The organism is Oceanobacillus sp. FSL W7-1281, assembly GCF_037969835.1.
Classification (GTDB): Bacteria; Bacillota; Bacilli; order Bacillales; family Amphibacillaceae; genus Oceanobacillus; species Oceanobacillus oncorhynchi.
On the sequence record NZ_CP150214.1, the window covers coordinates 4546593 to 4559967 of the forward strand.

The window sequence follows — 13375 nt, forward strand, 5'->3', positions numbered from 1 at the left end:
TGAAGATATACCTTTTTTTAATATTTAGAAATCATTTCCCGCAGACCGAGCTTATTAAACAAAAAAACGGAAAACTCCAGATTTAACTTAGAAATCTAGAGAAAAAATGACGACTGATTTTGTCATAAACCAATCGCCATTTTTATTATTAAATAAACTATATTTTGTTGAAATTATTCAATCATTTCCTTATGACACTAACCCGCCATCAATTCGATATTGCGATCCATTAATAAATTCGCTATCATCCGAAGCCAAGAATAAAACTAATTTAGCTACTTCTTCCGGTTTAGCATATCTGCCCATTGGGATGGCTGCTTGAAGCTCTGATTTTACGCTTTCTGTATCTTCTGCATTAATTCCAGATTCTACGTCTTTCACCATATCCGTATCCACTTGCGAAGGATGTATAGAATTCACTCTGACACCATATTTCGCAACATCTTTTGCAGCATTTTTAGTGAGACCGTTTACCGCATGTTTGGATGTGTCGTATGGAGCAAAACCATTGGTTGCTATCAGACCAGAAATTGACGATGTATTGATGACACTTCCTGATTTTTGTTCTGCCATGACTGGAAGCACATTTAATAAACCAAGTGCACTTCCCCTTACGTTAACTGAGAGGACCTTATCAAAATTATCAATGGTTTGTTCTAAGAAAGGCTTCACGTCTCCTAAAATTCCTGCATTATTAAATAAAATATCAATTCGGCCAAATTTCTCTACTACCGTATCCACATAATTTTTAACATCTGCTTCTTTTGAGACGTCAGCTTGAACAATTAACAGATTTTCTTCAGAATGGACTTCTTTCTCAAGTTCTTTCAATTTTTCTTCATTAATATCTACGGCGGCTACTTTAGCCCCTTCTTCTAAAAATAATTCTACAGTCGCTTTACCAATTCCGCCGGTTCCACCAGTTACAATAGCAATTTTCCCATCTAGTTTACCACTCATTCAGATCCCTCCATAAAATGATTCCTATCGTTTCACCGTAACACTTCACAAATATTCCTACAAATGAATACTCCCGCCACTTCATTTCAGCCGAAATTTGAAGTGTGGGTTTCTGGGGTATCGACTTTCAAAATGACGATTAACCACCAGTGGAGTTGACACATCGGTGTGCTGAAAACACCCAACCCCGCTATCCCATTGGTCCTGCCTTTGGGACTACTTTTATTTTACAATCAAAGATACCGGTCTTCGTAAAGCCTCCATACTGGAAAGGCTGTGATGAAACGCATCTTTGATAACTTTTCGCATGATATTTGCTGCTCCATTTACATCTGCGTTAAAACGTTCCCTATTTTTCGAAAGGTAAAGCCCGCGTTTAATACGCTTCCCTGAAAATACAGCGTTATTACTCTTTTGGTCATAAATAGGGATTTCATCGTTATCAAGAAAACTTGCCTTCGACGTATAAGATTCTTCTGTCAACATCACCGTTATCCCATGCTTTTCTGCCTTGTATGTAATCATTTGAATAAGCAGGCTGTGCGGGATGGACGTAAAGGATTGGTTATTTCTTTTCCCTATATCGGAATAGTGTTTCCAGTCCTTATTCTGTCCGATAATGATGGTATCAATATCCTCTTCCAAGGCGATTTTCACGATTTGAAAACTAGCCTTATGAAAGAGATCTTTGATTTGAAGAAATCGTTTTTGGCTGATTTTCTCCAACCGTTTAGATGTAAACGAACCCTCGTTTGTATTTTTTCCTTGACGGAGGATCCCTGTATAATAGGCTTTTAGCTGATTATATCGTTGATTGACGGATTTGATATTTTTGCCCTTCACTAAAACTGGCCTTTTGCCTGTATTCGTGACAATGGTTGCAAGATTATCCATACCTAAATCAACAGATAAAAAACGGTTCTTGGATTCTTTCCACTTTGCTTCTGCATGAACTTGAAAAATTAATTCCACGACATAATGACCATACTTGGGAATGACTCGAACCTGTTTAAATCTTCCTTCTGAATAACCTAATTTTCCAATATTCAGACGCAATTTTGTTTTAGGAAACTTCAAGAATTTATTTTCTTTTATGACACAATCCTGATTGGAAAAGGTTATTTCTTTTTCTTTGGAACGACAATATCCTGGTATTCTAGGACGTGCTTTAAATTTTACGGGATTCTTTTTATACTCCCGTAAGCTGCCATAAAAAGATCTCCAATTTTGAAAGACCATTTTCATAATGCCTTGACTCGATTGAATCGGTAAGGATTGATAATCGTCCTGTTTCATCGATTTAAACAAAGCATTCAAAAAAGGGTACGAGATATATGGATGATCCTTAGAGGCCATCTCAAATAAATGACATGTGATTTCCGTTTGTTCTGATTCGGCTTTTTTCTGTTCTTTTGCATTCCTTTTTTGGTAAGCTTTCAACTGGTTGGCATTGATTTCGGGTAAATGGGTTTGAATCGTTTCTAATACGTCTTGTTGAAGCGGCTGCAGTTTCTTTTCTTGTTTAAGGCCTGTAAAAACCTGCCGGATATAAAAGTTGGTTGTGTTATGCATATTTTTTGCATTTTGGCACATGTTTTGAAAATACAGATACATCCGGTGTCCTTTTTTCACCCAAATTTGCAGGCTTCTATAAGCAGACATTTTCTTCTCACCTCCTCAAATAGAATATATGTTCTATTCATTTCATAATATCATAAAGGGACGTAAAATGCCACTATTCTGAAAAGGAATAACAACTTTTTAGGGAATGTTCACATTATGCTTGTGCTGTTAGCTATTTCTTTGGATTTTCTTAACAGCTAAATGGTTGAAGTACTAAAATCGCCAATTCACCTCCCACCTAAAATTCTATGAAATTTTTGAGGAAGGAGTCCTCTTGGCTGAAATGATAGAAAGGTTTCAACCAACTTCATATTGATCACATACAATTTTGGATGAAAATCAATCAATTTACAGAGAATATCTAGAGGGTATACAATGAAAAATAGGAAAACATGGAACTTCTTATACAGAGTTTTAATAAATCACTTGAATAGGAGATGATTTCTCATGAAGTCTACTTCTGAAAATAAATTAAAGGGCAACAATAATCGCTCTTCTTTACTCTACTTCTTCATAACAGGTTTTATCACCATCATCTTATCTTTCTTTTTCATGGGAAGAGCTATTGCGGAGGGAGATAATGATAATTTTGGTATGGGCTTCTTTTTGCTTATTGCAGTATGGGCTTTTGGAGCAACTTTTTACTATTTATTCAAATTAAAAAGACTTGGCATCCTTTTTTCCATCCTTCCTGTTGTTTTTTATATAGGTAGGTTCATCCTATCTTTTTTCATGTAAAGGAAGCAGTAGTTCTTGAACCTAAATTCATAAAGGAAAAGCAGCGTCATCCTTATTGGAATGACGCTGCTTTCACTAAGATGCTTCTATCCCTAAAGAGACAAAGACAAGGCAAGAAAATGCAATTCTTTATCCCTATCCATTCACCTGCTTTTTATCTTTCCGCTTTTCCCGTTCAGATAAAATATACGCACACGCCGCATCTCCAGAGATATTAAGAGATGTTCTCAGCATATCAAGAATACGGTCGATACCAATGATTAATGCAATACCCTCCACAGGAAGACCGACCTGATTCAGCACCATGGCCAGCATAATCAAACCAACTCCCGGTACACCAGCTGTACCTACACTTGCTAAGGTAGCAACAAGCACGACCATTAAAAGATCAACCATCGTAAGCGGCAAATCATACACCTGTGAAATAAATACGGTTGCAACAGCCTGCATAATCGCTGTACCATCCATATTAATGGTTGCTCCCAGCGGTTGTACAAAGCTGCTGATTTCTTTCTTTACACCAAGATTTTCTTGTGCAGCTTTTAAAGATACAGGAAGCGTTGCATTGGAACTGGCTGTGCTAAATGCTACTGTCATCGCTGGAAAGAAGCCTTTATAGAATGTAATTGGATTCCTGCGCCCCAAGAACCAGATAGCCAGAGAATAAATAAGCAACGCATGCAGAAGCAGCCCTGCAATAACGGTTAACATATAGCTTAACATGGAACCAACCGCATCCAGTCCAGCTCCGCCAATTGCTGATGCAATAAGCGCAAAAGCACCATATGGAGCAAATCGCATTACCAGCATAACAAGCCAGCCTAAAATATCGTTTGCTTGTTCAAATAAGTTAAAAATACCTTTTGTCTTTTCATTTAAATAAGCTAAGGCAACCCCGATAAACACAGCAAAGGCAATAATTTGCAGCATTTCCCCAGCAGACATAGCCGCTATCGGATTAGCCGGAATGATATTAACCAATGTTTCCATAATTGGCGGTGCCTCGCTTGGTGTAAAGTCGCCCAGGTTAGATGTTTCAAATATGCCCGTTCTCCCCGGCTTCACCAGATAAGCTAATGCTAAACCAATACTGATGGCAATCGCCGTAGTTGTTAAAAAGAAAGTAATCGTAAAAACACCAATTCTACCCAATTTTGCCGGCTCGCCAAGACCTGCTGTCCCTAAAACAATGGACACAAACACCAAAGGAACAACCAGCATCATAATGAGGTTAATAAATATTTGACCAACCGGGTCCAGCACATATCTGTCCAAAGGACCAAAAAAACTTTCAGGAGCAAATGTCAGAGCCATCCCGACCATGGCACCAGCTACTAATGCGATAAGTATATTTCTGGTTAGGTTGTTAGCTTTCATCATCAGACACCCTCTCTAATCAAAATTTAACCACAAAAAGAAAGCGCTATCATGAAATAAGAAGACAAAGAATTCCATTTTAAAGCCTATCACCTGAAACGGTCGCTGCCAGATTCAACTAATGACTACATAAAGTATTAAAATTTGTTTCCATATAACAAAAAAATGTAGCCTCACTCTAGATGACGAGTGTTTCTACATTTTATGAATATCTTATGTCATATATTCCAGTTCTAATCATTAACATTTAGAAAATGCTTATCTGCTCTCCAATGATTTTTATTAATATAAAACATTAACCAATCTGATTCACGAGTTTTTTAAATTATTCAGCTTATACTGGATTGTTAATATTAAACACCAGCCCCCAAAACTACTTAAACCGAATCACATACGCATCCAGAAATATCCGGGCCAGCACCTGCAGCGGCAGACGGGAACGCACCTCATAATCCGGGAAAAAGCTCTGCTTCGACTTATAGCCCAGCAAATTAATATCACATAGCTGAAACAGCCTGCTCTCCTTATTTGTCGTCAGCAGGATTGTTTTCACATTATTTCGCTTGCAAAACTGTGCAGCTTCTACCAATTCTTCTGTTTCCCCATTTAGCGATACAAAGATAACTAAATCATCACGCGTAAACTTTTTTGATTTAATACGAATAATATTCGGGTCGGTATGCTCTTCACAATGCTTTTCCAGCAGCTGCAGCTTTACCGCCATCTCATTGGAAATATGCTCCGAGAAGCCTCTGGCAAATATCGTAATTTTTTTACTATATTTCACTGCAACTAAAGCATCTTCGATAATGGAGGAATCCAGATAATTAATGGTATTCGTTACTTCCTCCTGATTCTTGAAAATTGCTGATTGAATTTGGGAATCAATATTTTTTATTTTCTCCAATGCTCCCGGAAACTGCTTTGACTTCTCAGAAACAAACTGAAATTTAAAATCGGTAAACCCCCGATAGTGGAGTTTTTTCATGCATCGGACAATTGTGGATGTGGAGACATTTGCTTTCTCACTCAACTGGGTGATGGAAATCTCTCCCATCGTCGCATGATGCGATTCAATATAATCCAATAAATGCTTGTCACTGCTGCTTAATTCATTGTAATAATGCTGAATCCGCTGTTGGAAATTCATGCTAAACACCCACCCTTTTCGAACATCCTTTTGAAATCTTTTTCATCTATTTTCTAACTATACCACATATAATGCAAACATTTTCATTTCATGCCGTGCCATACTTTAAGTAAGGAAGGATGATGAACCATGATTTATACATGCACGTTAAATACAGCGATTGATATGTTCATCGAAATGGAAGATTTTCTTCCGGATAAGGTGAACCGAAGCATATACGATGAATTCCAGCCAAATGGCAAAGGAGTCAATATATCCATTATTTTAAAAAAGCTTGGCGTACCCTCGACAGCTATTGGTTATATAGCAGGTTTCAGCGGGCATTATATTCAAGATGAACTAAACCAAATGAATATCGGCACTGATTTTACTGAAGTTGATGGTGTCACAAGAATTAATGCATTTGTAAAATCCAATCAGGGTGAGTACAAAATTGTTAATGGCGGTCCGGAAATTACAGATGTAAAAATAGATGAATTAATAACTAAAATTGCCGGATTTACAAAGGATGACGTGTTATTTGTGTCAGGCAGCCTGCCAAAGGGAGTACATCCATCCATACTGGTCTCCATCGCAAAGCATGCTTCTGATATTGGATTTCGATTGATTTTAGATATAAGTCATCCGATCTTAAGTGAATTAGTTCACTACCAGCCTTACTTGATCAAACCGAATGACGAAGAGCTGCAAGCCCTGTTTCCAGAGGAGGAACTCGACTCAGAACAAGCAATATTGAGAGCAGCTCAAAAATTAGTAGATCAAGGTTGTCAAAATATATTAGTTTCTATGGGAGGCGAAGGTGCTTACTTTGTTGGTAAAGATACAACGCTCTACTGTCCGGCACCGAAAGGCGAGGTTGTGAACACCGCCTGCTCCGGCGATACGATGCTGGCTACGTTTTACAGCACCTTACAGACCAGCCCCCCCGAAGCAGCATTGAAAAAAGCTGTAGCGGCAGGTTCTTCAACGGCTTTCCGCTCTGGATTAACCGATTTTAAAGATGTCGATCAATTGATGCAAAACTTACAAGTAAAAATAGTAACCATTTAAAAGAAAGGGTGAACATCATGACATATCGTTTTTTAGGCGTTACTGGCTGTCCAACAGGAATTGCGCATACGTTTATGGCTGCAGAAGCACTTGAAAAAACAGCAGCAGAAAAAGGCGTTTCCATCAAAGTCGAAACACATGGACAAAGAGGAACAGAAAATCAGTTTACTGCTCAAGAAATCAAAGACGCAGAAGTCATTATTATTGCTGCAGATAAAAACGTGGACATCGACCGTTTTCATGGCAAAAAAGTAATCAATGTTTCCGTTTCAAAAGGTATTAAAAACCCTGAGGAATTAATAGATAGAGCTATATCGGGGAATGTAGCGGTCTATAAAGGCTCGGGTGAGGCAGCGCAATCAAATGACGAAAGCAATCAAGAGTCAGCCAGCATATGGCATCAGCTTTATGTACATCTGATGAATGGTGTCAGTCATATGCTTCCTTTAGTTGTTGCCGGCGGGGTGATGATTGCTGTTTCCTTTATGTTTGGAATTTACTCAGCTGACCCTGAATCATCTCAATATAATGTTATTGCCGAACAAATGAATACCATCGGCGGATTAGCAATGGGATTGATGGTTCCTGTTTTAAGTGCTTATATTGCACAATCCATCGGTAATCGACCCGGTCTTATTATTGGTTTTATCGTCGGTATGATTGCTGATACAAACGGCACCGGGTTTTTAGGCGGAATTGTTGGCGGGTTCTTAGCTGGAGGCCTTGTTTTACTGCTTATGAAAGCACTGAAGAACCTGCCAAAATCACTAGATGGTTTAAAAGCTATTTTCTTAATTCCTGTTCTCGGTATCTTTATTGGCGGATTTGCGATGTGGTACCTATCTGTTCCGATGGAAGCAATCAACCAGGGAATGATGGACTTCCTAAGCAGTTTCCAAGATTCTAACCCAATCTTATTAGGGTTGATTGTAGGTATTATGAGTGCGTTTGATATGGGCGGCCCAGTCAACAAAGCGGCCTATGTAACAGGTACAGCACTTTTGGCACAAGGTAATTTCTTATTTATGGCAGGTGTTTCTGCAGCGTGTATCGTCCCGCCGCTCGCAACCGGATTCTCGGTATTATTTGCGAGACGCAGCTATAACCAGGCAGAAGCAAGTGCCGGCTATGTCAACTTTCTATTAGGTTCAACGCACATTACAGAAGGCGCGATACCTTTTGCAGCAAAACGTCCGTTTATCATTATCCCAATTATCATGGTAGGTTCTTCTATCGCTGCCATGCTGACGTATATGTTTAAAGTAGAAGTTCCTGCACCACATGGCGGATTTATCGTTCTGCCTGTTGTCACACATGCCTTCTTATGGGTGCTGGCAATTTTGGTCGGTGCTGTGGTTTCCGGATTCTTAATGGCATTGGAACAAAAAAGACATCAACGAAAAAGCAACCCTGAGCAAGCGGCTGCACCTGTACAACAAGAAACACCTGCGCCACGTGAACAGGGGGAGCTTTTAGAAACAAACCAAATTCATCTGCAGCAAAACCTTCACTCAAAAGAGGAGGTTCTGACGTTTATAGCAGATAAAGCTGCAGCATTAAATATTGCAACAGATGCAGAAAAAGTAGCAAGCGGTCTGCAAAAAAGAGAAGCAGAAGGCTCAACAGGCATGGAAAATGGGATTGCTATCCCTCATGTGAAGAGTGAAGCAATTCAGCAAGCTAAATTGATGGTCGTTCAATTGGCAGAAGGCATTGATTGGCCTGCAATGGACGGAAAACCAACAGATTTTGTGATCAGCATTCTCGTACCAGATGGAAGCAGCAACGAACATTTAGATATCTTATCGGCTCTTTCCAGAAAACTGATGAATCAAGATTTTATTAACCAGCTAAAAGCTTCTCAATCTGAAGCGGAGATAAAAGAATTATTACTTGGAGGCGTTAAAAAATGAAAAATTTAGAAAAACTTATAAATGACCAGGGGATTATTTCGGCACTTGCTATTGACCAGCGCGGTGCACTAAGAAGAATGATGGGCGAGGATATTTCCGGCGAGCAGATTTCAGCCTTCAAACAGATTGTTTCTGAAGAACTGACTCCTTATGCTTCTTCTATCCTGCTTGATCCGGAATATGGATTAGCAGCAGCGAAGAAAAGAGATGAAAATTGCGGATTAATATTAGCTTATGAACAAACAGGCTACGACAAACAAGAGCCTGGACGTTTCCCGGATTTAATTCCGAATTGCTCTGTCAAAAACCTGAAAGCTGCAGGCGCTGACGCAATTAAATTATTGATTTATGTGGATGTAGATGAAAGTAAAGAAATCAATGGAGCTAAAGAAGCTTTTGTAGAACGCGTCGGAAGTGAATGTGTCGCAGAGGATATTCCATTTTTCTTAGAAATTCTGACCTATGATGATTCGATTGGCAATGAAAAAGGATTGGAATTTGCGAAAGTAAAACCGAAAAAAGTGATTGAAGCAATGAAACGCTACAGCGAGCCAAGATTTAACGTGGATGTGTTAAAAGTAGAGGTTCCTGTCAATATGAACTTTGTGGAAGGCTATGCAGAAGGAGATACAGCTCAAACCCAAGCGGAAGCAAAAGCTGTTTTCAAAGAACAGTCTGAAGCCACCAACCTTCCGTTTATCTTTTTAAGTGCAGGCGTTACACCGGAATTATTCCAGGAAACATTGCGTTTTGCTAAAGAAGCAGAATCTGCCTTTAATGGTGTTCTTTGCGGCAGAGCAACTTGGAGCGGCGCAACATCTGAATTCAAAAACGTGGATGGAGAAGCTGCAGCGAAATGGCTGCAGACAGAAGGTGTTAAAAATATTCAGGAACTGGATAAAGTGGTTCAAGAAACAGCTACATCTATTTCCTAACAAAGGTGGAAAAAGTTCAGTGTGCACACTGGGCTTTTTTCGTCATATCCTTTCTGCTTCTTATTAATAGTATGTTATTATTCAGTTTGTTGCATGCTAACAATGAAACGATCTTATCGCGCGTGTTAAACAAATCATTTTGATTTTTGAACTTCCTATTATAAGGAGCGTAATCCATGCCTAAAAAATACATTATTATCAGCAGCATCCTTGCTGTTATCATCATTATCCTGCTTGCACTTATTTTCTTCTTTAAAATATCCTTTACTTCCCTGCCGACAAATCTGCCCGTTGTTTTAACAGAAGTTCTGACTACGGAAGGGGAACGGAGACATGTTGATTCGATTACTATTACAAAATCGGATTCCAGTCACTTAGCTAGCGATGAGCCTGTACAATCAGAGAATGAGGAAGAAATTGTATTGGATCAATCCAATGATATTACCCGAATGCTGATTGAAGATGTCCATATTTATCAGGGCGGACGGATTACAAGCGACAGCCCCGAATATACCGCAGAAATGAATCTGTCTGATGGTGATACGCTCTATCTGTACCTCTCCAATGAATACATACGGGTTGTTCCGTCAGATCAAGAAGGAAGGCTATACAAAGTATTGGATACGGAAAATGCTGTTTATGCCTATTTTCACGCTTTCTTTGAAGAAGACGAAGGCTAGTTCGCTCGGCTGCGGCATAATCGATGTCTTCATTTCTGTGACCAGTCTTATTGAACATATCGAATGAAGGTCCCTGCATAAGCAAATAATGATGTGTTTATACAGGTTCCCCCTCTTTGTACGAGGTAATTATAATATTATTTTAATTACCTCGCACACCATTACTTGCAGAAAAAACAAATATATTACCCTTCATTTAATTGATAATATTTTCTTTTCTTCTTTCCTTGCACCAGCATATTGGAGAATAGACCCAGACCTAAAAACAAGAACGAGCCCACAATATAAACCAATCTAATGTCCATCATTTCAGCTGCTATTCCAATAATTAATGTCAACAAAATAATACATGCCGCTTCGATTAGTCCAAAAATCGTTGAAAAACGCCCCATAATCTCTACAGGAATATTATTTTGATAAAAGGTCAGGAAGCCCGTGTTGGCGAAAGAAAGCGCACATGTCAGCAGGAAGAAACCGATTGCCGCTGTTGTAAAATCTGTTGAGAAAGCAAAAATCAAATAACCAGCAGGCGTACCTATTACCCCGAGCCCCATCAGCACATTGATTTTTAAATACTTCGCAAACATCGCATTTACCAAAGAACCAGCTATAATCCCTGCTCCCGCAATACTAACTAAAAAGCCATAGGTGCTTTCATCCAACAATAGCACCTCTATTGCAAAAGCTGCCTCCAGCGAGTCAAGCCCGCTCATAAAAACAGTCACACCGCCAAATAGAACATAAATCAAAGTAATATATTTGTGATTGCCGCTATATGCAAGGATCTTCTTCCAATCGTGAATGACAGAATGGATATCGATTCTATCACTTATTTTCCCCTGTTCATGCAAATTGGGAAGGAAAAGGATTATCATGGCAGAAATACATAATGCAGCAGCATTTATAAATATAGCAAAGGAAGGACTGCCGACCATAAACAATGCCCCTGCAATCGACGGTCCTAAAATAAACCCGCAGGAATTAATAAAGTTACGAAGGGCATTGAACCGCTGACGATCTCCTTTTGGAACCAATTTGGTCATGTAGACAATAGAGGCCGGCTCAAACACCGCACTGGCTACATTAATTCCAAATACCAAAACATAGATGAGCAATAAGGAATCTAAAAAAGGAAGTATACCTATAAGGCCTGCCCGAAATACGTCTAAGCCAATCATCATACGCTTTTGATTCCAACGGTCAATCAATGAACCCGCCCAAAAATTAGTAAACATCGCTGCCAGCGGAATTAAAATATATAACACAGAAACCGCAAGTGGAGAGCCCGTCATTTCCAAAACAATTAAATTTAATGCAATCAGGTATATCCATGCTCCCAGATTAGATACACCAATTCCCATTAACAGTAATGAGGTGTTTTTCCACCTTTCCAAAGCCTCTTTCATATCATCTCTCCTTTTTTAAGCTTTTTTATAAAATAAAAAAAAGCCCGCGTCCTCAAAGTTATCTCAACTTTGAGGACGGGACTTCTTATATCACAGAAGATCGTGGTGCCACCTCATTCTGTTTCTGCATCGCTGCAAAAACCTTCATAAGCAATCGTATCGAACATTGCTTTTCTCGATAACGGGAGCACCGGCACATCATCATATAACAATCCGATGTGCAGCTAAGAGGCTTGGTTCAACATAGTTCCGCATCCTCCTTTTCAGCTTCCGGAGTTCTCTGTTATGCTTCCCGTATATTTACTCTTCTCTTCAACGCTTTTGATAGGATGTATCTCGAGTTTAGAAATATTATACATGGTTCCATAAAAATGACAAGTGTTATTTTATCACGGAGAAGAACAAAAACTTCAACTGAACGAAGTTTCGTTTTATAATTCCATTTCCGAAATATTATAAAACTATTGACTTAAATTGTGTAATGGCTCACTGTTTAAGTATAGAATGATTCGTATACTACTTTAAAGGATGTGTTTATACATGACAGCAAATCATGGAAAAGTAAATCGCGTTGTATTGATTGGAGCCGGGTCTGTCGGTGTCAGCTATGCGTTTTCACTCATAAATCAAGGGATTACGGAAGAATTAGCTATTATTGATTTGTTCGCAGATAAAGCACTGGGAGATGTCTGGGATTTGAACCACGGAAAAGCGTTCGCTCCTTCTCCAACCAATGTTTGGCTGGGAGAATATCAAGACTGTAAAGACGCAGACATTGTCTGTATTTCTGCAGGAGCAAACCAAAAACCGGGTGAAACACGCTTAGACCTCGTTGAAAAAAACATGAAGATATTTAAAGGAATTGTGGATGATGTGATGGAGAGCGGCTTCGATGGTATTTTCCTCATTGCAACCAATCCTGTAGATGTCTTAACACAAGCAGTTATTGAATTCAGCGGTTTCCCTGCTCACCGTGTTGTCGGAAGCGGAACAACCTTAGACTCTTCCCGTCTTCGTTATAAGCTTGGAGAGTATTTCGATATCTCTCCAAAAGCAGTTCATGCCTATATTGTCGGTGAACACGGGGATACAGAGCTTCCGCTTTGGAGCAGAGTAACCATTGGTCCTGTTCCCCTGCAAACGTATTTAGATAATCATGACGATTATAACGCAGAAGACCTTGACCAGATTTTTGTAGAGGTTCGGGATGCAGCTTATCACATTATTGAGAAAAAAGGCGCCACCTTCTATGGTATTGCCATGAGCTTAGCACGAATTACCGAAGCCATTCTAAGAAACGAAAATATCGTGTTAACAACAAGTAGTTATTTACAAGGACAATATGGTGCAGAAGACGTATGCATCGGTGTTCCATCTATCATTAACCGTTCTGGCATCCGTGAAATTATTGAAGTGCCAATGAACGAAGAAGAACAGGAAAAATTTGCTCATAGTGTTCAAACGCTGAAATCTATCTATGAGCCTGCGATGAAGCGCATATAACGTTTTAAAAAATGGAATGTGAGACACAAAACCTGCCTCA

General features: G+C 39.2%; 11 protein-coding genes and 1 other annotated feature. Of the genes, 6 read left to right on the forward strand and 5 right to left on the reverse strand.

Features of this window, described 5'->3' with window-relative positions; genetic code table 11:
* Positions 1-189: 189 nt before the first annotated feature.
* Together MKX55_RS21955 and MKX55_RS21960 are read right to left on the reverse strand one after the other, a co-directional pair.
* Positions 190-960, reverse strand: a complete 771-nt coding sequence (locus MKX55_RS21955; protein WP_339234976.1) for an SDR family oxidoreductase — start codon at positions 958-960, stop codon at positions 190-192.
* Positions 961-1182: 222 nt separating this feature from the next.
* Positions 1183-2622, reverse strand: coding sequence for a transposase (locus MKX55_RS21960; RefSeq protein WP_339234979.1), 1440 nt, complete (start codon positions 2620-2622; stop codon positions 1183-1185).
* A 408-nt stretch (positions 2623-3030) separates the two neighbouring features.
* On the opposite strand from MKX55_RS21960, the gene MKX55_RS21965 reads away from it, so the two are divergent.
* The gene (locus MKX55_RS21965) at positions 3031-3321 is read left to right on the forward strand and encodes a hypothetical protein (protein WP_339234982.1); all 291 of its coding nucleotides are present in this window, start codon (positions 3031-3033) and stop codon (positions 3319-3321) included.
* A 135-nt stretch (positions 3322-3456) separates the two neighbouring features.
* Here MKX55_RS21965 and MKX55_RS21970 read toward each other — a convergent pair whose 3' ends face one another.
* Positions 3457-4701 (reverse strand): dicarboxylate/amino acid:cation symporter, encoded by a 1245-nt coding sequence (locus MKX55_RS21970; RefSeq protein WP_339234984.1) that lies wholly within the window; start codon positions 4699-4701, stop codon positions 3457-3459.
* A gap of 370 nt (positions 4702-5071) precedes the next feature.
* Positions 5072-5848: a MurR/RpiR family transcriptional regulator gene (locus MKX55_RS21975; protein WP_339180857.1), complete on the reverse strand. Its 777-nt coding sequence runs from the start codon at positions 5846-5848 to the stop codon at positions 5072-5074.
* 129 nt (positions 5849-5977) lie between these two features.
* Here MKX55_RS21975 and pfkB point away from each other — a divergent pair, with 129 nt between their 5' ends.
* The 4 genes from pfkB (at position 5978) to MKX55_RS21995 (ending at position 10426) form a co-directional block, all read left to right on the forward strand.
* On the forward strand, positions 5978-6898 hold the full coding sequence (gene pfkB / locus MKX55_RS21980; protein ID WP_339234986.1) for a 1-phosphofructokinase: 921 nt from the start codon (positions 5978-5980) through the stop codon (positions 6896-6898).
* Positions 6899-6915: 17 nt separating this feature from the next.
* Positions 6916-8811, forward strand: a complete 1896-nt coding sequence (locus MKX55_RS21985) for a fructose-specific PTS transporter subunit EIIC (protein WP_339234988.1) — start codon at positions 6916-6918, stop codon at positions 8809-8811.
* Positions 8808-9746 (forward strand): tagatose-bisphosphate aldolase, encoded by a 939-nt coding sequence (gene lacD, locus MKX55_RS21990; protein ID WP_339234991.1) that lies wholly within the window; start codon positions 8808-8810, stop codon positions 9744-9746. Before MKX55_RS21985 ends, lacD begins: the two co-directional genes overlap by 4 nt.
* A 176-nt stretch (positions 9747-9922) precedes the next feature.
* On the forward strand, positions 9923-10426 hold the full coding sequence (locus tag MKX55_RS21995) for a hypothetical protein (RefSeq protein WP_339234993.1): 504 nt from the start codon (positions 9923-9925) through the stop codon (positions 10424-10426).
* Positions 10427-10611: 185 nt separating this feature from the next.
* On the opposite strand, the gene MKX55_RS22000 is transcribed toward MKX55_RS21995, so the two are convergent.
* Positions 10612-11832 carry an MFS transporter gene (locus MKX55_RS22000; RefSeq protein WP_339234995.1) on the reverse strand — a complete coding sequence of 407 codons (1221 nt, stop codon included), beginning with the start codon at positions 11830-11832 and terminating at the stop codon, positions 10612-10614.
* 68 nt (positions 11833-11900) lie between these two features.
* Positions 11901-12157: a binding site (T-box leader), on the reverse strand.
* 215 nt (positions 12158-12372) lie between these two features.
* On the opposite strand from MKX55_RS22000, the gene MKX55_RS22005 reads away from it, so the two are divergent.
* A complete protein-coding gene (locus tag MKX55_RS22005) occupies positions 12373-13335 on the forward strand; it encodes an L-lactate dehydrogenase (RefSeq protein WP_339234998.1) in 963 nt (320 codons plus the stop codon).
* The last annotated feature ends 40 nt before the right edge of the window (positions 13336-13375 follow it).